This is a genomic window from Pleomorphochaeta naphthae (assembly GCF_055396005.1).
Genome location: NZ_AP042457.1, coordinates 1,333,802 through 1,355,837, shown reverse-complemented (window position 1 = coordinate 1,355,837; position 22,036 = coordinate 1,333,802). Strand labels below are relative to the sequence as shown.

General features: G+C 25.6%; 15 protein-coding genes and 1 pseudogene. 10 read left to right on the top strand and 6 right to left on the bottom strand.

Going from position 1 to position 22,036, the window contains the following annotated elements; translation table 11 throughout:
* Positions 1–696 precede the first annotated feature (696 nt).
* Positions 697–1,788, top strand: a complete 1,092-nt coding sequence (locus ACZ5SO_RS06190) for an AAA family ATPase (RefSeq protein ID WP_464627503.1) — start codon at positions 697–699, stop codon at positions 1,786–1,788.
* 116 nt (positions 1,789–1,904) lie between these two features.
* Positions 1,905–4,163, top strand: a complete 2,259-nt coding sequence (locus ACZ5SO_RS06185) for a S8 family peptidase (protein ID WP_464627502.1) — start codon at positions 1,905–1,907, stop codon at positions 4,161–4,163.
* Between the two features lie 271 nt (positions 4,164–4,434).
* Here ACZ5SO_RS06185 and ACZ5SO_RS06180 read toward each other — a convergent pair whose 3' ends face one another.
* The 6 genes from ACZ5SO_RS06180 to ACZ5SO_RS06155 all read right to left on the bottom strand — a co-directional run bounded on the left by ACZ5SO_RS06180 (position 4,435) and on the right by ACZ5SO_RS06155 (position 13,340).
* Positions 4,435–7,335: a cellulase family glycosylhydrolase gene (locus ACZ5SO_RS06180; RefSeq protein WP_464627501.1), complete on the bottom strand. Its 2,901-nt coding sequence runs from the start codon at positions 7,333–7,335 to the stop codon at positions 4,435–4,437.
* Positions 7,336–7,338: 3 nt separating this feature from the next.
* A complete protein-coding gene (locus ACZ5SO_RS06175; RefSeq protein WP_464627500.1) occupies positions 7,339–8,169 on the bottom strand; it encodes a carbohydrate ABC transporter permease in 831 nt (276 codons plus the stop codon).
* Complete coding sequence (locus tag ACZ5SO_RS06170) at positions 8,166–9,047, bottom strand: carbohydrate ABC transporter permease (protein WP_464627499.1); 882 nt, start codon at positions 9,045–9,047, stop codon at positions 8,166–8,168. Before ACZ5SO_RS06170 ends, ACZ5SO_RS06175 begins: the two co-directional genes overlap by 4 nt.
* Before the next feature lie 55 nt (positions 9,048–9,102).
* Positions 9,103–10,362 carry an ABC transporter substrate-binding protein gene (locus tag ACZ5SO_RS06165; RefSeq protein ID WP_464627498.1) on the bottom strand — a complete coding sequence of 420 codons (1,260 nt, stop codon included), beginning with the start codon at positions 10,360–10,362 and terminating at the stop codon, positions 9,103–9,105.
* 85 nt (positions 10,363–10,447) lie between these two features.
* Complete coding sequence (locus ACZ5SO_RS06160; RefSeq protein ID WP_464627497.1) at positions 10,448–11,557, bottom strand: response regulator transcription factor; 1,110 nt, start codon at positions 11,555–11,557, stop codon at positions 10,448–10,450.
* Positions 11,547–13,340, bottom strand: coding sequence for a sensor histidine kinase (locus ACZ5SO_RS06155; RefSeq protein WP_464627496.1), 1,794 nt, complete (start codon positions 13,338–13,340; stop codon positions 11,547–11,549). Before ACZ5SO_RS06155 ends, ACZ5SO_RS06160 begins: the two co-directional genes overlap by 11 nt.
* A 355-nt stretch (positions 13,341–13,695) precedes the next feature.
* On the opposite strand from ACZ5SO_RS06155, the gene ACZ5SO_RS06150 reads away from it, so the two are divergent.
* The 8 genes and pseudogenes from ACZ5SO_RS06150 (at position 13,696) to ACZ5SO_RS06115 (ending at position 22,020) form a co-directional block, all read left to right on the top strand.
* The gene (locus ACZ5SO_RS06150) at positions 13,696–15,039 is read left to right on the top strand and encodes a DUF6880 family protein (RefSeq protein ID WP_464627495.1); all 1,344 of its coding nucleotides are present in this window, start codon (positions 13,696–13,698) and stop codon (positions 15,037–15,039) included.
* Between the two features lie 717 nt (positions 15,040–15,756).
* A pseudogene (locus tag ACZ5SO_RS06145) lies at positions 15,757–15,957 on the top strand (nucleotidyltransferase domain-containing protein); the annotation flags it as partial.
* A gap of 231 nt (positions 15,958–16,188) precedes the next feature.
* A complete protein-coding gene (locus tag ACZ5SO_RS06140; protein WP_464627494.1) occupies positions 16,189–16,452 on the top strand; it encodes a hypothetical protein in 264 nt (87 codons plus the stop codon).
* Positions 16,445–16,816: a hypothetical protein gene (locus tag ACZ5SO_RS06135; RefSeq protein WP_464627493.1), complete on the top strand. Its 372-nt coding sequence runs from the start codon at positions 16,445–16,447 to the stop codon at positions 16,814–16,816. Before ACZ5SO_RS06140 ends, ACZ5SO_RS06135 begins: the two co-directional genes overlap by 8 nt.
* A gap of 681 nt (positions 16,817–17,497) precedes the next feature.
* A complete protein-coding gene (locus tag ACZ5SO_RS06130; protein WP_464627492.1) occupies positions 17,498–18,745 on the top strand; it encodes a WG repeat-containing protein in 1,248 nt (415 codons plus the stop codon).
* Positions 18,746–19,111: 366 nt separating this feature from the next.
* Positions 19,112–19,708: a hypothetical protein gene (locus tag ACZ5SO_RS06125; RefSeq protein WP_464627491.1), complete on the top strand. Its 597-nt coding sequence runs from the start codon at positions 19,112–19,114 to the stop codon at positions 19,706–19,708.
* Positions 19,709–20,414: 706 nt separating this feature from the next.
* Complete coding sequence (locus tag ACZ5SO_RS06120) at positions 20,415–21,296, top strand: ROK family protein (RefSeq protein WP_464627490.1); 882 nt, start codon at positions 20,415–20,417, stop codon at positions 21,294–21,296.
* 1 nt (position 21,297) lies between these two features.
* Positions 21,298–22,020, top strand: a complete 723-nt coding sequence (locus ACZ5SO_RS06115) for a GntR family transcriptional regulator (protein ID WP_464627489.1) — start codon at positions 21,298–21,300, stop codon at positions 22,018–22,020.
* Positions 22,021–22,036 lie beyond the last annotated feature (16 nt).

The following is a 22,036-nucleotide window of genomic DNA, read 5'->3' as shown; positions in this document are numbered from 1 at the left end:
AATTAAATTACAGATAAGTTTAATAAGGCAAATGTTTATTCATTTGTTGATTTGAAACTTTATTCAAAGCTTTTAATAGAGAAAGTGGATATGAAAGTTTAGGGGTTCGAACCTCCTAAAAAATATTTATTATAAGTAATAGAAACTGAAATATAGAATTTGTTAGAAAGGAATTGAAACCTTAACTTTATAAACTATTGATACCATGTAGAATAGTGAATAATTATAGTCAATTAGAACATTCCAGAATTCTTCTTCACTCTCATCAATGATATTTGTATTTTTTTTTCTAAAGTAATAAGTGGCAAATTTATACTAAAAGAAAGATTAATATCTTCCTTATTATTTTTTTTAAAAGAATATACAATTTCATCATAGATCCCTACTGTAAAACAAGTGTAGTGGATTATGCAGTTAACATTAAAGAAATAAGGAAAAATATGAAAGAAATTGGACTACTTTTCAATTGTAATTAACAAATATAGTCATAAAATTAATTATGAAACTTAAAAATTTTATATTTTCAATAAAGGACAAAATCGCTTGTGTTTGACATTCAAAAATAATAAAAATTATACCAAAAGTATGATATAATATAACACTTTAGATATATAACTGTACAAAATACTCTCAAATTTGCACAATAAATTGACATTTGGTTCTTCCTTTAATAATATACTTAAAGAGGAGATTTTTATGTATACAGAGATATTAAAAATCATTGAAGGTGGAATTGTTGGCGATAAAGAAAAAGTTTATAACTACACAAAGGTATTATGTAAAAATCTTGAAGCAGCAGGGGATAAAAAATTCTCGAGAAAAATTAATTCAATAATTGAGAATAACAGTACAAGACTTGTAACTTTGGATAGTTTTAATTCAAAGCCTGTCGATAGAGAAAGTAGAATGGATATGGTTGAAGTATTTATTCCCGATGACAATTATGTTAGTCCAATTTTAAAAAGATATGTATATGAAGAAATTGATGAGTTTATAAAAAGTTATAATCATAGAGAGGCTCTGCAAAAGACAGGTATTGATTTTATAAGCTCATTATTACTATATGGGCCACCTGGATGTGGAAAAACAACTGTAGCAAAGTATTTATCTTATAAAACCAAATTACCTTTAGTAACGGTTAGGTTAGATGGGTTAGTTTCTTCTCTCTTAGGCAGTACTTCTAAAAATATCAGGAAAGTATTTGACTATGCCTCAAAAAGAGATTGTATTTTGTTTTTGGACGAATTTGATGTAGTGGCTAAATTAAGAGATGATAAGCACGAGCTTGGCGAATTAAAACGAGTAGTTAATAGTTTATTACAAAATATGGATAGTTTTAGTAATAATAGTATGTTAATAGCTGCTACTAATCATCCTAATTTATTAGATTCTGCAGTATGGAGACGATTTTCAAATATTATTCATTTGGAAAAACCTAATAAAGAAGAGATTTATGAATTAATCAACCTTTATACTGAAAGTGTAAAGATGAATATTAATAATAATGCTAAAAAACTTGATTTATTAGTTTCAGCTTTTTATAATTTTAGCCATGCGGATATCAAAACAATAATTCAAAATTCGTTAAAAAAAATGATTATAAATGATGAAAAGATTTTAAATAATTGGGATGTATTATTTCATTGCTATTTATACAAAAACCATAAAATAAAAAGTGAGGATGATTTAATATTCTATTTATTTAAATATGGAGTAACCCAAAAAGAAATTAATGTAAATTTTAATATTTCAATGAGAAAAGTTAGGGAGATTACTAAATGTAATTAATAAATAAGGACTTTCATATGAATAGAGAAAAATTACCAATTAAAATTTTCAAAACATGAAAAACTGATATTAAACTTGTTGAAGGTGGAGGTTCAAGTAATTTACCAAAATTTGTTTTGGAAGGTGATGCTTTGAGAAAACAATCTAATTTTTTGGTTAATAAAGCTCAAAATGCATTATCAAAATTCGAAATTACAAAATATTTTGATTATAGTGTGCCTGCTGTTGTAAAAGCTAAAATCAATAATAAAGCTTTAGCAAAATCATATAGAAACAAAATTAATAAAATCTTCTCACTTAAAAATGAGTATAATTTTTTGACAGTTTTTAATGAGAATAATATGTTAATTAAGATTAGGGATAAAAAAACTTTTCTTCAAATAATTAAGAATTTAGGAGATTTAACAAATAATTATGGGATATCTGCTATAACCGATTTAGATTATTTTGTTCCAACTCTTTCAAATTTTTCAAAGAATCAACACAATTATTATAAAATTCATTTAATTAATTTTGAAGATGAAGAAATAAATAATAAAAATAAGGAAAGATTTCTTACATTTTGCAAAAATCATGAAATAAAAGTAAAAGAAATTACATATAATGATAACCGGTTTTTCTATAAAATGGATAAAATAGCTCTTGATTCATTAATTGATTATAAGGCAGAACATATTTTTAATTCTATTTTTTCAATAAATCCTATGCCAAGATACCAAGTTCAATTGGACACTTTTGGAAAAATCCCAACTGTAGATTTAAAGAAACCAAATAAAAATGAGAGGTATGAAACCATAGGAATTTTAGATTCAGGAATTAAAAACATACCATTTTTAGAACCTTGGTTAGTTGAGAATAAATACAGTCCCTATCCTGATTCATATTTAGATAAAAGTCATGGAACTTTCGTTTCAAGTATAGCTGTATATGGGGATTTTCTTGAAGGTAAGAATTGGGTTAGTAATAAATGTGTGAAAGTTTTAGATGCCACTGTTTTCCCTGATATTTCAAAAGAAGGTATTAGTGAAGAGGAATTAATCTATAATATAAATTCAGTTATTAGCTTATATTATAAAAAAGTAAAGGTTTGGAATTTGTCTATTAGTTCGATTGATGAAATCGATGAATTATCTTTTTCTGATTTTGCTATAGCATTAGATGAAATTCAAAAAAAATATAATGTGCTGATTTGTAAATCAGCTGGTAATTGTAGTAATTTTTTGTACAATCAACCGAATGGGAAAATATGCAAAGGAGCCGATAGCGTTAGGGCCTTGACTGTTGGATCTATAGCTCATAAAAAAGATGAAAATGATTTATCAGAAATAGATGGCCCATCTCCCTTTACTAGATTTGGTAGAGGCCCATCATATATAATAAAACCTGAGGTTGTCCATTATGGGGGGAATGCTGGTAAAGATACAAATGGAAATATGTGTACTACAGGTGTTTGTGGCTTTGATTTGAACAACAATGTTTGTACAAGTGTTGGAACTAGTATGTCAACTCCTAGAATAACAACATTAGCAGCTAGGCTTTATCAAGAAATAGGTGGTGATTTTAATCCATTATTACTAAAAGCTTTGATAATTCATTCATCTAATTTTGCATATACTACCTATATTGAGAATGTAGAAAGAGTCAATCAGGTTGGTTTTGGAAGACCTCAAAATGTTACTGATATATTGTATAATTCTTCAAACGAAATAACACTAATTCTAAATGAGAGATTGAGTAAAAAAAGGAAAATAGACATGTTTGATTTTCCGATGCCAGAGGATTTAACTGATGGTACTTATTATAACGCACAAATTATTGTTACTTTAGTTTATAATCCTATATTGGCACCTTCTCAAAATTGCGAATATTGCCAATCGAATATTGACATTAAATTAGGTACATATAAACGCTTAAAAAATAAAGACACTTCAAAGAAAAATATTCTAAATCCAATTGGAAGAGATGGTTCTAAAAATTATTTACTTTCTTCGATGTACAGTAAAAGAAAAAATATAGCTAAAGATGAGTTTGCCTTATTTGAAGAATTATTAATAAAATATGGTGATAAGTACTATCCAGTAAAAAAATATTCCGTTGATTTATCTAGATGTACTAATAGCAATAAATTATTTTTAACAAAGGATAGAAAATGGTTTTTATCTGTCGAGGGGGTATTTAGAGAATATATTGAAAATAAAGCAAAAAAAGATAAACTACAATTATATCAAGATTTTGTAGCGATAATTACTATAAAAGATGTAAATAAAAAGCATAATGTATACGACAAGGTTTCGCAAAAATTAGAAGAATATAATTTTGAAAATCATGAGATACAACAAGATGTTGAATCTCATATTCATTATACAAATATATAATTAAACGAATCAATTAATTTTATTATTTACATTTCTGTAAGCTAGGAGATTAATTGAAAAAATATTAAGTAGTTTGATGAAAGCTTTGTTTGTATTGGCATGCTCACAATTAGCAAAAATTTTATAAGATAAATCAAAATGAGGTAGAATTATTACTTTTTAATTGTGAGCAAACTATACTTAATATATTAATTACAAAAAATGAATTGGTTTTCTAATTTGATTAATATATATATTGTGAATTCATATTTATTTTGTATTAAAACTATGATTATAAACATTCATAAACTATTGTTGATATTGATTTTTTTTGAATCATTAATTCTAATAATTTGTTATTTAGTCTTAAATTACATTTTTTTGGAGTATTTGTAGTATTCAATAAAATTGTAAAAACCTGTTTTTCTTTTTTAAAGGATAAAACTTCTATATCTTGTGTATATGAAGATGATGCAATAATAACTGAATCTGTTAACTGCTTAAAGTGCATTAAATATTGATATTCTTCATTAATCATTAATTCATTAAAATTTTCATTAGCCATTAAAGGAGAAATACAATAGTTATTCACGGTATTAGGACCACCTTTTGCATCGAGTAAAAGATTCCAATCTAAGAAAATATCAAGCCCAGAATTTACATCTCCAATAATTTCATGAGCATATTTTTGTGCGTTTTGGAGATGTGTATTGTTTGTTTTAGTTAACTCAATACAATTTTCTGTAGAAATTAATAATAGATTGGGGAATTGTTTTTTTATCATTTCCAATTGTTTGAAATGATCTCCTGAATACCAATGGAATCCGATTGCTTTTAAATATTTTTTAACTTTTGGCGTTTTATATAATTCTTTACACCTATTATAAGCACTGTCTTTATTATGATCCCATCCAATAATTATTACATCCGTGAGATTGTTTTTAACTAATTCAGGTCCTAAACATTTACTTATAAAATTTGCTTCTTCTTCAGCTGTATAAATACATGAATCCCATGTTTGAATTGCATTAGGTTCATTTTGAGAAGAAAGGGCAAATATTTTAAATCCTTTTTTCCTATATTCCATTAAATATGAAACGAGATACTTTGACCATAATTTGTAATATTCTTTTTTTAATTTACCACCTAATACTCTAGAATTATTGTCTTTCATATATTTAGGAGGAGACCAAGGTGCGAAAATCAGTTTGAGGCTATTATTATAGCTATAGGCTTTTTGGATAAATGGAATAATATATTTATTTGCATGTTTTAATGTAAATGAATTAATATCATCTTCTTTTTCAATTTCACTATATTGATAAAGAGAAAAATCACAACTATCAATAGGGACTCTTCCATATTTATAATTAAGACCTTCACTACTAAAATAGAGATTTAAAACTTCATTTTGCAATGATTTTGGTAATTTCGAAAATACATATGCAGAAGATTGAGTAAATGCACCTCCAAATCCTTTAAAGGTTTGTTCTTGAATATCTGATTGGATATCAATTATATTGTTTTCTTCATTATTTAAATCTTCTTTTAACATTTTTGTTTCTTCATAAGTAGTAAAAGAATCATTATACGTAGTTGTTGAAATAATTTTAGCTTTATTATTTGTAGTATTGAAAGATATTTCATCAAAATATAACTGCCCCTCTACAGTATTTAAATTTATGAAATTTATTAGGTTTGTATTTGTAATTTTGAATCTAATTTCCATTAAATCATTATTATTAATTGAAATAGTTTCAGTTTTTTGATTATCGTAAGTTAAATAAAAAGAGCCTTCTCCTTTTAGTTTAATGGTTATTGTATGAGTGCCTTTTTGTAAATTAATAATGTATGAAAGTTGTTCACCTTGATATTGTTTTACTAAAATCTTATCTGTTTCATTTTGTGATTCCCCATTCATCTTTTGGTAATCAGGTTTCCCAATATGGTTATCAGCAAATACAAATTCAACTTTTGTATCTTCTCTAAATTTCACTAAACTAGTATGTTCCTTTTGTATTTTGCAATAATCAAATCCTTCACAAGGAATTACCAAAGGAGCTGTTCTATTTAATGCATTTAATACCTGATTGTTAATTTTTACTTTTGTTAGATTTCTTAGAAGGTTTGTGAATATGTTTTTATAATCGACTTTCTCTTCTTTTGTTCTAGTTTCTAAATATCTTAGAATTTTATCCCATTGTTTAGGCCTAGAAAATGATATGGGAGAGTTAGTATTATCCATTTTTTTATAAGTCCAAAAACTATAGTGGATATTAAGCCTTTCATACATAGAAAAAGCAATTGTATACCAATCTATATTATTCTCTCCACCTTCGCCCATTAATAAAGGAGTATTAAGAATATTAGAATATTTAATAAATTCTTTAAGGCTTTCTTGATCTGGATTATTCCAATATTTGTGAAATTGGAGCATTATTTTATTTTTTTTAACTTCTTCAGAGGTTAGATTATTAAAAATTGAAAAGTCAGATGCCCAATGTACTCCTTCTAATATAATTATATGGTTTTTATCAATTTCTCTTATAGATTTTATTAATTTTCTATAAAGTGGGAGCACCATATCATTATACTGATTAAAGAAATTTGGGAGAGGCTCATTTAACAAATCATATCCAACTATAATTTCTTCTTCTTTAAAATGTTCAGCTAATAGCATCCATTCTTTTTCTAAAATATCCATATTTGATTTATTAGTAAAAAGTTCAGGTTGATCATTTATGCTATCATCTATATTTTGCCCAGTTTGTCCTCCTGGTGCAGCATGCATATCTAAAATTACATAAACTCCATATTTTTTGCACCAAGAAATACATCTATCTAATACCATTAAAATTGAAGTATTAAATGAAATATTATTTTTATCATCTGTATTAAATAATATCCTAGAATTAAAGGGAATTCTAATACAATTAAAACCATGATCAGCTATTAATTTAATATCAAATTCACTTATATACTTATCATAATATTCACTCCAAAATTTTGAAGAGTATTTATTTCCACATGTTTCTTCTATTAATTTTTCAATTCTTCTTGGCCTATCACAAGAGGTAAAGAACTTTAACATATATCCTTCAGGTATTAACCAACCTCCTAGACCAAATCCTTTAAGAAATATTTCTTTATTATTTTTAATTAGTTTTTTATTTTCAATTGTTATATATTTCATAAACTATCCTTTTAAAGCTCCATCTGAAATTCCTTTTAAAATCTCTTTTTGGAAAATTGAATAAAATATAATCACTGGTATAGCAGCAAGAATTAAGGAACTTAATATTGCTGTCCAATCACTACTATATTGGCCAAATAAAGTATTGGTAGATAGTAGTAATGTATACTTTTTATTATCTGAGATGACTATTAAGGGTAGTAAAAAGTCGTTCCAAATCCAAAGTAAGTTAGTAATACAAACAGTCATTGTGATTGGTTTTAAAAGAGGGAATACTATTCTTGTATAAACTTTAAAATCATTACAACCATCTATTATTCCTGCTTCTTCTAATTCTTTGGGAATCCCTTTAACGAAACCGTGGTACAAAAATATTGCCATACTAACTCCTAATCCTGAATAAACAAATCCAAAGCCTATAAGTGAGTTTTTAATATTTAGTGCTAATACAATTTTATATAAGGGAATCATTATCGAATTAAAAGGAATTAGCATAGAAAATATGAAGGCTGAGAATAAAAAGGAAGAAAAATTTGTTTTAATTCTACATAATTTCCAACCTGCCATTGAAGAAAATAATATTATTAAACTAACTCCAATAGTAGATATTATTATAATATTAATTAGACTTCTGAAATAATGCATTTTATTAAATGTTCTTATATAATTTTGAAAATTTAGTTTATTTGGAAAAGCTAATACATTGGTTAATAATTCACCATTTGTTTTAAATGAATTGATTAGTGCCATAAATAGTGGAAATATCCAAATAATTGCAAGTAGGATTAAAAATATCCAAATTAAAAATTGTTGCATTTTAAATTTTTTTTTCATAATTCAATCTCTCTGTTTTTCATCACTTTTATTTGGATTATGGTAACTATAAAAACAATTAAGAATAGTATTGTTGATTTAGCAGTGGCATATCCAAATCTAATATTATTTTTAAATGCCTCTTCATATATGTTTATCGATACAGATTGTGTAGCTCTTCCTGGGCCTCCTCCAGTGAGTGAAAATATTACATCAAAAACTTGGAATCCTGCATTTAATGTCCAAAATACACAAATCGTTATAGCATGTCGTATCATTGGAAGAGTAATTTTATGGAAACAAGTCCAATTACTAGCACCATCTAAATACGCAGATTCTTTTATTTGATTTGGAATTCCTTGTATAGCAGCTATATAAATAATCATTAAATAACCAACCATAGACCATGCTGAGACTATTACTATGGCGATAAAACTCCAATTAGGATCTCCTATCCAAGAGTGATCTAGAAACTTTAGTCCATAGTTATCTGCAAAGTAATATAGTACTTTTGTGAATATAAACATCCACATATAGCCCCCAATTATCATACTAATCATATTTGGAAGATAAAAAAGTGTTCTAAATGTTCCTTTTGCATTGTTTAATGATTCAATTAAATTTGCTAACAATAGAGAAAGAATATTGGCCACAATAACCATTACTACAACATACTTTAACGTAAATAATATAGAATTCCAAAAATAAGTATCACTTACAATTTCAATGAAATTATTAATTCCAATAATATTATAGTCTTTGTTTAATCCATTCCAATCTGTAAATGAAAAGAATATACCGATAATAGCTGGTAGTAGTTTAAAAATAAAATAAACTAATAGAGCTGGTAGTGTAAAAATTAAAAGATTAAGATTTTGATTTGTCTTAGTTTGCATCATGTACCTCTGAAAAATATAAACGGGAAAAATTTTCCCGTTTATGTTTTAATTAGTATTATCGATTAAGTTTATTAGCTTCTCTAAATGTTTTATCTAATCTTTCAATAATTTGATCGACAGTAACTGTCTTTACATAATATTCTTGTAAAAGTTTTCCTTGCTCATTTGTAACAGCTGAAGGAAGTACTAAATCTTGATATGATTGTCCTTTTTCTACGTATGAAGAAGCATCCTTTACCCAACTAGAAGATTCAAAATTATGGCTTATAGCGACAGGATTAAATTGGCAACTTTCGAATAGTGCTGAAGAATCTTTATCATCTAGAACATAATTTGCAAACTTTAAGGCAATTTCTTTTTCACTACTTCCAGGATAAACACCTAGAGTTGTAGATGTAGATAGATTTACTTTTGCACATTCTGGATTCTCATTAACAGGGAGAGCAAATACTCCTAAATTCATATTTGGATTAGTAGCCATTATAGTAGCTGAAGCCCAGGTTCCTTGTACAAACATTGCGGCTTTACCCATTGCAAATTCTGCTGCACCTGATTCAGAACCTTGTTCCATTGCTCTTTTTGTTCCATTTTCCATAATAACGTCTATTACATCAAATATTTCTCTCATTTCCTCATAACTAGCATCATCATTATACATTCTAGATAACCAATCAGGATTTTCAGTTGAGACTTTTCCTCCTAATAGTAAGGCTGTCATTAATTGTGGAACCCATTGTTCTTGGAAGGCTAACATAAAGGGAGTGTATCCATTTTCTTTAAGGACTTCACAAACATGTTTTAATTCGCTTAAAGTATATGGAACTTCAAGTCCACATTCTTTAAATATATCTTTATTATATAATGCGGACCAAGCTTGACTTTCAATTGGAACAGCTAACATTTTATTATCAACAACTACAGTATCTTTAATGTTATCATATATTTTATTTGCTACCTCTTCATTTGATAAATCCTCTAAATTACCTGCCTCATAATATGTTTTTATATTATTGCTATGTAGAGTATATAGATCTGGTGCATCATCTCCTGCTAACCTTGCTTGAAGAACACTCTCATATTGATCACTACTAGGCATTTCTAAATTTATCTTTACTTTAATGTTCTCTTCATTAAGCATTTTCTCTTCAAATTGTCTACTATAAGTTTCCCACTGATCCATAAATCTTGGAAAACTCATCATGACATCTAATTCAACTTCTTTAACTGGTTCATCAACAGAACTTTCTTTTTGACCAGTTGCAAATACAGAAAATACACTAAAAAATGTTAGTGTTAAAATAATTAATTTTTTCATACTACCTCCTAATCCAAATTTAAATGGATTTTTTTGTTTATGTATTGAGTATAAATCCAAATCTTTGGATTTGGTGTAGTCAAAATTAATCAGTTTTATTGTGTTTTTTTAATATTAATCTAATTTCAGAAGGTGTCTTTTGGTAATATCTTTTAAAAGTTTTATAAAAGTGGGCATTATCAAAGAATCCTGAAGCTTCTGGTATATTTTTAAGTGGGAATTTTAAATCTAATACTAATTGCATAGCTTTTTCCATTCTTAATTTGATGATATATTTTGTAAAGGAAATTTTATATTCTTCTTTAAACAACTTGCTTAAATATTCTTTGCTTACTGAGAAAAGATCAGCTGTTTTTTCTAATGTGATTTCATTTAAATAGTTTATTTGTATATATTCTTTAATTTTGGATATATCGAGTTTATTTCTTTTGTTTTTAAATTCAGAAATTTTTAAAATAGCTTCTATATATAATTCTTTTAAATACGTTAACATTCTGATGAATTTAGTCTCATATCCAAATACAAATGATGTGTATTTGCTTGAGAATAATTGCTTATACTGATAGCCAGAGTTCATAATATAATTTTGAAGATTGTATAATAATCTATAATAAAAATAAATTAAAAAATCTCTTCTCTCAATCTGTTTAAATTGATTTTCAATTTCTTTTTCAAGTATATCAAATTCTTGATTAATCTTTTCTAAAGAACTAGAAATTAAAGCATTATTAATCAGAGTTAAACGATAGTCTATATATTTAGCAAATTCTATTGAAACAAAATTCAAGTTAAAACCAACTTTTGTTTCAGTCCTTTTTTCCTTTATTTTTTGTACACAATTTCTAAGTTGTGTGTTTAAAATATCGGGCTTTATAGGTTTTAGTATGTAGTCACTTACACCAAGCCGTATTGCATTTTGAACGTAAGAAAAATCATCGTAACCTGATATCATAATAATAAAACAATCGAACCCACTCTTTTTTATATTTTCTATTAGTTTAAGGCCATCTATTCTAGGCATACAAACATCTGTAATGACAATATCAGGATTTGTTCTGTTAATTATTTCAAAACCAAACTCTCCATCTGAAGCTTCACCAACAACTTCTAAGCCTAATTCATCCCACTTGCCGATTCCTTTTACGACTTCTCTCGTCCATTTTTCATCATCTATAATGACAACTTTATAACTCATTAATTGTTCCTTTATTGTTATCTTTTTTTGATAAAAGATGAAGTATTATTTTAGTACCACCATCTTTTGGGCAGATTATTTTTAATCCACAATTAGAATTTGAACAGAATAATTTAATTCTAGAATTAACGTTGCTCAGACCAATATGGGAGTTTCTATCTAAGCTTTTATTAGGAGATTTTTTCATAAGTTTATTTAATTTTTTACATTCATCAGTGTCTATTCCCACGCCATTATCAGTGAAGATAATTTCTATATTATCATCATCAATTCTTTTTCCTTTTATTGTTATAATCCATTTTCCATTTTTATGGGATAGGCCATGTGAGAAACTATTTTCTATAATTGGTTGAAAAATAAGCTTTGGAATATGACAGTCGAGAATGTCATTTGAAAAATCTATATCATATGATAATTTATTTGGGAATCGCATATCTTGGATAAAAAGATAACTTTTTAAATTGGTAAGCTCTTCAGAAATTGGTACTGAATCTTGTGAAAAATTTAAAGAATATCGTAATATGTCACTTAGATTTAATGTCATTTCATAAATATCCATCATTTGTTTTGAGACAGCCATACCGCCGATAACTTGTAGTGAGTTATACATAAAATGAGGGTTAATTTGTGCTTGTAGCGCTTTAAGTTGAGCTTCTCTTTTTTCAATCTGAGTTTGATATTTATCAGCAATTAAATTATGATTTTTTTTCGCCATAGTAATAAAACTTTCATTTAGAGTATCTATTTCATCCTTGTTATCTTTAATTTTAATTTTTAAGTTTTCCTTAATAGATTCTGGTTCATCAATTGTAAGGTTTTTTACACGATGAGATAGGTTTATAATTGGTTTTGTAATGTACCTCGAGAAAATATATACAAAAATAATCGAAATTATAAGAGTTGCTATTGTAATAATTAAACCAACAAAACCTGATTTTCTTTGTGCTTCTTTTATAACATCATTAGGTATTTTCAATAATATTTCCATTTTATTTTTACTTACCGATTTATAAAACCAATAGGAATTGTTAAAAAAAAGCTCATTAGTTTCATTATTTTTGATTTTATCTTTTATAGTAATAATTTCATTTTGTTCCTCTTGTATCATAGTCCCGACAGAGGAAAGTAAAATATCATTTTGATCATTTAATATATAAACACTTTCATTACTAGTCATTTTAATATTATCAATTATATCTTGGAGAGAGTAGGGGCGTATGTGAACAACCATTAAGGCTATAGGTTGTTTGTTCTCAAATTTAAAGAATTGATGAATTGCGAGTATTTCATTATCTTGTTTTATAAAAACTAGATTAGATTGTTTATCTAAGTCTCTAATTTTCCAAGATGCAAGCTTATTGTTGATAGGCTCGATAGAAGCACCACTTCTAGCACATATTAATACTTCATCTCGTTTGTAATTATATAAATCAATAGCATTAATATCACTATTAAGGTTAATTTTAGAATTCATAAAGGATATCAATTCCCACTGGCTTTCATAATCGACCTCATTTCCTTCATAGCACCAATCTGTTATCGTATCATTCATCGAATCTACAATTTCGAATTGATAAAATAAATTACTGTATTTATCTATCTCAAGATCAAGTCTGTCTTTGAGCCATCCAATGCTCATTCTTCTATTATATATAAGTTGCTCTTCCATAGATTTAAAAGTAATTTGAAGGGAAGTAATAGTAATAATTATAATAGGAATAATTACAGCACAGAGCATACCTATTAATAGCTTTTTTCTAATAGATCTTTTTTTTATTAACATTAACTGTAATCCCCTATATAATTAGTAATTCGATTTATTTTATATGTAATTTTTAATTATAAGCACTATTTAGGTTAATTCAAGTGTTTTAATTTATACTTGTGTTATGGAAGGTTATATTGTTGGTAAAAGAGGTTTTAATTAGAAAGCTTTAATTTCAAATAATAATGTAGGCTTTTTTTTGAATATTTTATAAGTTATGAAACCATTAATTAAATAACAAATTCTTTATTAATGCTTATACTAATCTAAGTTGCGTGACAAATTAATTCACAAGTGTCATAATTTGATATGAGATTAACAAAGTTTTATATAGTAATAATTTATGAATATTTAAAGACGAAAGGAGCATTTTATGAAAAAAAATGATAAAGAAGTATTAAAGCAATTAGGAATAGATAATATAATTTTGTTAATAGAAAAATATGCAGATAATGATGAATCATTTTATAATTACCTAGGCAATTATTTCCAAAGTGAAGATGAAAATTATCAAAGGTTAGCACAAGTTTTTGAAAATATAAAAAATGAAAATGAATTCACTTTAAAAAATGTGTTAACTAATTACTTTAAAGATATTGAATTATTAATATCAGATTGCTATAAAGCTATAGAATTAATAATAACTTTTTATGATAATTGGGATACGCTAACGACAATTTTAGATGACTATTATTATAATAATGAAGAAAATTATGATTTTTTCTCAATTATAGCTAAAGGCTTATTATTTAAATATATAAGAAAATGTGATGATCGCAAGTATGTTTTAAATAAGATCCTTAAGTTAATATTTATGGAGGGTTTTGATACAGATTACTTTTTTGTAAGTGGTATTTCAAAATCCCTTACTAAAGATGAACAAAGATTATTAGTTTCACATCTCTTAAATAAATCTTCTAACCTAATATTTATAAACAAAAACTTAATTGCTAATATAGCAAAAAATATTCCAGATGGAGAACTCTTTGAAGAAGCCTTAGCTAGTAATAATACTAACAAAGATAAATCTGATTTGTTGGAAATTGTAAGTGTATATTGTGAAGAAGGAAAATATGAAATTGCATTAAATAAAATGGCGGGGTATGCAGTTAAAAATAGCAGCGATAAGGAAAGAAAGTTAGAGCTTTTAATTAAAATCCATGAGGGGTTAGGTAATGTACTCAAAGAAATTGAATACTCACAACTCCTTTTCGAAATTCATCCAACGCTTAAAAAGCTACAACAATTAACTGCCTTACCTATTTCTTTATCAAAAAATGAATTAATCAATAAGCAGATAAATAAAATTTTTAATTCTGAAAACAATGAGTATTTCAGAGATAATATGAAATTTCTATTTGATGTAGAGCGATATAATATCGCTGAAATATATTTTTATAAAAATATAAAAAATAGAGAAGAATTAGTATGGTATAATTATGATATTATCAATAACTTTTTAAAGGTTAAAAATTATTTAATAGTAACTATTTTGTATAGAGATGTTGTATTAAAAATTTTAGATAATGCTAGAACAAAAGAATACGATAAGGCTGTGAATTTAATTAAAAAATTAGAAGATTTAAGCCATAAAATAACAGATTGGAAGCAAGTTCCAAAACATGACGCATTTTGGGAATATATACATAAAAATCATGGAAGAAAATATTCATTTTGGAAAAAATATCATACTAATGCTGAAATAGTTGATATTTAAAATTAAAAGCTTTACTTAATTATTGTTTAAATTAGAGTATTGAATATAATCTTTATTTGAATTAATTAACTTATGTTTAGCTTATGCATGACATCTCCTTCTATTTTTTTTTCTTAAAAAAAATTAACAAATTATAAATAAATGACAAATATATTGGGAAAAGGAAAGACGGATTGCTAACAATTTGAGAAAATTGAAGATAGAAATTTAATTTGTCCACATGAACATAACGTTGTCCAAATGATGGAAAAATAGAGTCCAAGTGTTGTGAGAGATGTATTATACTAATAAGATTTAAGTCCTATGATACAAATTAAAGCTTTATTTTTAAATCTATATGATGTGTAGTTTTGCATAATGAGGTAATATTAAATTAATCACATTATTAGCTATTTATTTTTAAGCATTTATTTAAAATCTCTCGTATAACTTGTAGAAAAGTTGTTATAAGTAAAAGTGAGAACAAATCCTAGATTTAATAATTTGAAATCAATGCTTATAGCATATATTGATGTGTTGAAGGGAAAATTAGAGTTAAAAAACTTGACAAATAGCAATAATTATAAAATACTTAAAATAATAAGATAATTAACAATATTAATTTGTTAGTTATATATATTTGATACACAATAACATAGTTTAAAGGGGCGAAAGAATTATAAAAAATTATGAAAAAATAGATAAAATACTTGATAAAATAAAAGAAGAAACTTAAAAATTAATAATAATATAGATTCAATTGTAGTTTTTGGTTCAACAGCAAGAAAAGAGAGAAATAAAAATTCTGATATTGATTTATTACTTTTATATTCAGTTTATCCAATTCAGGAACAATTAGAAAAGCTTCACCATTTTATAGACAATATCATAGACGAGACGAATATTAGCATCGCTACAAATATCAGTATAACAAGTCACTTCTTAAAACAACTAATTTCTGGAGATTTTTTTTCAATTACAATAGTCCAAGAGGGGAAATGTTTATTAGATAGTGAGATTTTTAAAAGCTTCAAGTATATTATTTCAAATCAAATATATGAGAGAAATGATGATAAAGTAAATAATTATTATAATGAAAAAATTTCATCATTAGCAAAGGACTGTAACAAATATTTTAATTTGGTAATTGATAGAACCTACCTTTTATTAATGAGTTTTTTGTACAAAGAAATAGAATTAACTAATAGCGCAAATACATGGGATATCAAATTCGATTATCATGATAGTGAGTATATAAAGAAAATATTAGGGACAAAATATCCCAAATTGAGTGATGAAATAATTGACTTTATTAAATTCTATGATTGGAATTTTAAAAATAAAGAAAAAAAGAAAATCAAATACAATATTTTTGATTTATGGCAAATTCATAACCGTATTTCAAAAAATATAGGAGGAGAAAAATATGAGTAATTTTGATGATCCTTTTGATTTTGGGAAAAAGGACCCTTTCACTCTAAGCAATAATGATCCATTTAATCTTAATAAAGACCCTTTTAGACAATCAGATAGAGTTCCAAACTTTAATAATCCAGGAGATGCTTTTATCACTAATAGAACGCCAATCCCCTTTACATCAAATAACCCAATTATAAATACGAATAGATCAAGTCTAACAAGTAATAATTTAAATATAAGCTCTAGTGTACCATCACTTTCAACAAATAATTTAAACATAGGAACAAATGGTCCAATAGCTACAACAAACAAATTAAATATAGGATCTAATGGACCAATTTTTACAACTAATGATCCTTTCAAAAATAATAAGTGGTAATTTATAATTATTTTCAATTAGACAAAAAAAGTTTACAGATTCTAATTAATAGAATCTTTGACTTTGATTATATGACACTTAAGATTTTACCACTATTAGTATTTCATTAATATTGGATTATGAATCAATTATAAAAAAATTATTAGCTTCTAAATTATATATTAGTAATTGAGTTCTATTTTTTTGTAATCTTAAGTCTGCTTGTTTAAAAAAAAGTGGACAATGTATAAATTAGTGTTTAATTTGATTAATATTACTAATTGTTAAAATTGTTGTATTTTTCTTTTCATTCATTAATTTAAATAGAGGATTTGGAGAAAGAACTAGAAGAATTATAAAAATAAAATAAATGATAGCTTCTTAGATTTTGATTATTTTATCAATAATATTTGTGAATAATCCTGTCTATTTGATTAATATTTTTAACAATTAAAGTAGTGCAGCTTTGATAGGTTTTGTTTTAATTATATCATTTAAGATCATCTTTATACCTGTTTAAAGGTTAACCTTAAAAATTGAAATAATGAAAAACCTTATATTCCTATAATCTTTTTAACTAATCATTAAATAAGAGCTTTTTTAATTAAATATAAGCAATAAAATAATGATTAAGTTATAGGCTCAATAAAATAAATATTAATAACTAAGTTTCGAAATCCGATAAACAAATAAGGAAAAGCAATGTCTAATAAAAACAAAGAACTAATAATTGTGACCGATGAAATAAACTATGGGTTGGTAGATTTAGATGGGAATAGGGTATTAGATTATGTTGCTTCTTCAATTATTCAATTTGATAATGATACTTATGCTATAGAGAACAAAGGTTTTTACCAACTATATGATTCTAATTTAAAACTTCTAAATGAAATGAAATTAGATAGAATTTCATATATAGGTGATGATAAATATTTAGTATCAGTGACAAAAAGAAGATATCATAGCTATGAAGGTATTATTACAAAAAAAGGAGAATATATAGTAGAACCTAGATATGATAGGATAAATTTTTTTGATAAAGATGATCCTATTTGGTGTGAAGCTGAAAACAAACGAGGAGTGAAAATTCTATTTAATCATAATGGTGTTGCTTTTCTTAAACTAAAAGGTAAACGGTTTAGTTTAGTACACTACCTAGGTTTTGGGTTTCTTCGTAAAGATCATCTAAGTTTGAGAAAACTAGCTAAAGATAGTCCATCTATCCAAAGATGTGATTCAATTTTGGCTCATGTTGATGATATTACTACTCATGTATTAGATTTTGAAGAGAATGTTCTAGATGTTTCTGTTTTAAATGGTAAGATTTCTTTATTTGAGAGGAATTTATTTTTGGTAGAAACAATAAATGGTTATATGTTGTATGATAAGGATTTTAAACCTTTATTTGAAAAAGATGTTTTAAATGTTGAAAAAGGATCTGATGGATTGATAAAGATAAGTCAAGATGATGATAATATTAACTTTTATATCAACAAAAAAGGCGAGAAACAGTTTAAAAGAGAATTTAAATTTTGTACAAAATTTTCAAAAGGTTTTGCATGGGTTGAAGAACTTGATGGAACAAAAGGGATTATAAATACTTGTGGTCAATTAATAATTCAAAGTGAAAATAAATTAGAAGAGGGGTTTGGAGATAGTGAATATGCTATCGTTAATGATAAAATTAATTACAAAATAATTAATAGAAAGGGAGAAACTATTACAAAACTAAAGTATCATTATAAAAATTTAACTGAGTTCAATTGTTATATTGAAGGTGTTTATGAAGAATTTTCTAGTAAAGAAGAACTAAAGGATATGAGTGGTGAAGTTTTATTATCTCGAATAGGGCTTCTTCCTTTTTCTATTATAGAAGGAAAATATGGTTATAGTATATTTAATGGGGAAAAAACTATATTATTGAGTAAAAAAGGAATAAAAGTATACTGAGACGAGTTACTAGACAGAAGAAAAATAATTTCACGAATCCTTGTTTTTTTTATCACAATAAAATCTTCTAATTAATTTTAGAAGTATTGTTTCCATTGTTTTGTCTTTAATTTAATTTAATGTTAAATGGAAAGTAGAAAATATATATCAATTAATTTATCAAATCTTAATAAACATTATAGAAAATATTTTGTTCTGGAATAAGTTTTATTATCTTAGCATATGTTAAGTTAAATCTTGAAGTCATATTATAATAAAATAATGCAAAGAAAATCTATTTATTTATAACAACTATTTTATTATTTTATAGTTTTTATCTGTACTCTATTTTTTTTATGTGTTAGGATGAAACTAATTGGGGGATTTATGAAAAAAAAATTCATCTTATTTATTACCGTTTTATTTGTTTCAGTAGGAATTTTTGCCGGCCCATTTGGTTTGGATATGGGAATGACTTTTGATGATTTAAATAGGGAAGAAATTTATTATAACCAATTAGATGTGGGCGTAGATACTTATTTTGTTATTCCACCACTTCCTCATAATGAATTTGAAAGTTATGTAATACGGGTAGACCCTGATGAAGGTATTTATTTTATACTAGCTCTTAGTAGTGATATAGAAGATTCTGGATATGGATATAATACGAAAGATCACTTCGATAATTTAAGATATTTAATTTCTAGAAGCTATGGTTCAAATGAAATGATAGAATATTTAATGTCTGATTCTATTTGGAATGAAGACATTGATTGGATGATGAGCCTGTTACAAGAGGATAGGATACATTTAGCAATTTGGAGTGAAGATTCCGGAGCAGCTTTACCTGAAGATATCGAAGAAATTCAGTTAGGAGCAACTGCTAATTCTAGTAATGTTGGGATTATATCATTAAGCTATTATGGACCAAATTTTTATTATTTAAATGAAAAATCATTAAATTTTGAAGCTTCAGTATTTTAAGATGATATATTAATATTTTTCTGTTAATCATATTTACAAAAGCTAATTTAAATTTTGTTTTTTTGTGATATTATTTTGCTTGATTTTAAATTTGTTATAATAATTTTCTCCTTAATATAATAAATCAAGTGATTTATTTATAAGGAGATTTTAAGACAGGCTTGATATTTAATTGATTTTTTATATATGAAGTTTTTCCAGTTTGTATCGGGTCAAATAAAAATAATGATTTATTTTCATTATATTTAGTAATTGAATTATAATTTAAATCATGCATTCTACTATTTTTTAGATATTTGTAACAAAAACTTTTATTACTTTCTAAATTTCTAGCTATTACACGAGTTGATAGATTAATATTAATATTATTAATTGTAATAAACTTGAAAATTCCATTTTAGTAAGTTGGAATGATAATGCAAATAAATTGAACTTTTTATTGAAAAATACAATCATAATTTCATTAAATTAAAAATACATACGAATATTGCATTGCAAAAATTAAAAATAGAAACTCTGTGACGTTGCATTGAAGATATAGAGCTAGCAATATATGTTTTTTTAAGAGAGTAGATTTTGAAGACTTTCTATTTATAAATCTAGAAAATTTTTCATTGATTTTACTTCTTTAAATTATTTTAAAATATAATGCTTGCTTTTTGAGTATAATTATAATATTATAACATTATATTAATAGGAGGTATTCTTGGATACTTTATTATGTGTTGATGTGGGAGGAACAGAAATAAAAAGTCTTCTAATAGATTTAGAAACAAAATCTATTGTAGTAGAGCAAAAAAAATTCCCATCAAAGTCCAATTTGAATAAAATAGAAATATTGAACCATTTTTCATTTGTACTTAATAAAATGAAAAAAGAAAATAATACAATTTGTGCAATTGCGATGGCTTTCCCTGGACCGTTTGATTATGAGAATGGTATAAGCTACATGAAAGGTATAAATAAATATGATAGTCTTTATGGTATTTCAATAGAATCAGGAATAAAACAATTAAATAATAATTGGATTAATTCTTGTAAGTTTATTTTTTTACATGACATAGCTTCATTTGCTCTAGGGTGTTGTCAGTTAAATCCAGTCTATAATAAAGAAAAAATAATGTATTTATGTATTGGAACAGGCGCTGGGACCTCTTTTACTAATAAGGGAGAATTAGACTTATCTCAAAATCTTCCAAAGAATGGTTGGATTTATAATGAACCTTTCAAAGACTCAATAATTGACGACTATATTTCAGTTAGGGGGTTTAATAAATTAAGTTTAAAATATTTTGGTAAAATTATTGATGGTTATAATTTGCAAAAATTAGGGGAGCAAAAAAACAAAAAAGCTCTATTATTATTTGAAGAATTTAGTAGGTGGTTATTTGAAGCTTTGTATCCATTTTGCGAAAAATATAAGCCAGATAGGTTGATATTAGGTGGTCAGATTGCTAAAGGTTTCTTTCTTTATTCAGATGATTTGAGCAATTATTGTAAAGACTTTAATATTAAAATAGATTGTAAATATGATACATCCGAAGTAATTTGTTATGGACTTTTAAAAAAATATCTAGAGGAGAAATAAAATGAGTTTAAATAAAGAAAAAGGAGCTAGCCCTTTATATTATCAACTTTATGAAATATTAAAAGATAAAATTAAAAAAGAAATATATAGTTGTGGAGATATTTTACCGAGCGAAAAAGAGTTAATGAAAGAGTATGAAGTTAGTCGGATAACCGTTAGACAAGCAATAAGTAATTTAACACAAGATGGGTATTTAGAGGCTAAAAGAGGAATAGGCACAATAGTAAGATATAAAAAAATTGATGAGCAAATTAAATCAATTAGAAGCTTTTCTGAAGAAATGCAAGAACATGGAATTATTATGAAAACTAGTTTTTGTAGTGTTAAAGAAATTAAGGCTAGTAGTAAAATTGCTTTATACTTGAACGTAAATGAAGGAGATAAATGTTTAGAAATCAAACGTATAAGGTGTGCTGGAGATATTCCGATAGTATACTCAGAAACATATATTAGAAAAGATTTAAATCTTGATACAGATGAGAGGTATTACACAGACTCATTTTATAAGTATTTAAAGGAAGAAAAAAATATTATAGTGCATAGAGCACATGATACCTTAGAAGCTGCTTCCGCGAATAAGAAAATTGCAAAGCTATTAGAAATTAATGAAAAAGATCCCGTTTTTATAAGAGTTAGACAAAGCTTTAATAAAGATAATGATTTGATTGAGCATACTACAAGTTACTATCCTGGAGAAAAATATAAATATTCAATGGATTTATAAAAACATATTAAGGATG

What these genes read in the sequence shown, in the direction of transcription:
- ACZ5SO_RS06135 (WP_464627493.1), top strand. Translation starts at nt 16,445, where the DNA reads ATGAGTAATTTTGATGATCCTTTTGATTTTGGGAAAAAGGACCCTTTC.
- ACZ5SO_RS06125 (WP_464627491.1), top strand. Translation starts at nt 19,112, where the DNA reads ATGAAAAAAAAATTCATCTTATTTATTACCGTTTTATTTGTTTCAGTA.
- ACZ5SO_RS06165 (WP_464627498.1), bottom strand. Translation starts at nt 10,362, where the DNA reads ATGAAAAAATTAATTATTTTAACACTAACATTTTTTAGTGTATTTTCT.
- ACZ5SO_RS06175 (WP_464627500.1), bottom strand. Translation starts at nt 8,169, where the DNA reads ATGAAAAAAAAATTTAAAATGCAACAATTTTTAATTTGGATATTTTTA.
- ACZ5SO_RS06140 (WP_464627494.1), top strand. Translation starts at nt 16,189, where the DNA reads ATGAGTTTTTTGTACAAAGAAATAGAATTAACTAATAGCGCAAATACA.
- ACZ5SO_RS06180 (WP_464627501.1), bottom strand. Translation starts at nt 7,335, where the DNA reads ATGAAATATATAACAATTGAAAATAAAAAACTAATTAAAAATAATAAA.
- ACZ5SO_RS06160 (WP_464627497.1), bottom strand. Translation starts at nt 11,557, where the DNA reads ATGAGTTATAAAGTTGTCATTATAGATGATGAAAAATGGACGAGAGAA.
- ACZ5SO_RS06170 (WP_464627499.1), bottom strand. Translation starts at nt 9,047, where the DNA reads ATGATGCAAACTAAGACAAATCAAAATCTTAATCTTTTAATTTTTACA.
- ACZ5SO_RS06150 (WP_464627495.1), top strand. Translation starts at nt 13,696, where the DNA reads ATGAAAAAAAATGATAAAGAAGTATTAAAGCAATTAGGAATAGATAAT.
- ACZ5SO_RS06155 (WP_464627496.1), bottom strand. Translation starts at nt 13,340, where the DNA reads ATGTTAATAAAAAAAAGATCTATTAGAAAAAAGCTATTAATAGGTATG.
- ACZ5SO_RS06130 (WP_464627492.1), top strand. Translation starts at nt 17,498, where the DNA reads ATGTCTAATAAAAACAAAGAACTAATAATTGTGACCGATGAAATAAAC.
- ACZ5SO_RS06115 (WP_464627489.1), top strand. Translation starts at nt 21,298, where the DNA reads ATGAGTTTAAATAAAGAAAAAGGAGCTAGCCCTTTATATTATCAACTT.
- ACZ5SO_RS06190 (WP_464627503.1), top strand. Translation starts at nt 697, where the DNA reads ATGTATACAGAGATATTAAAAATCATTGAAGGTGGAATTGTTGGCGAT.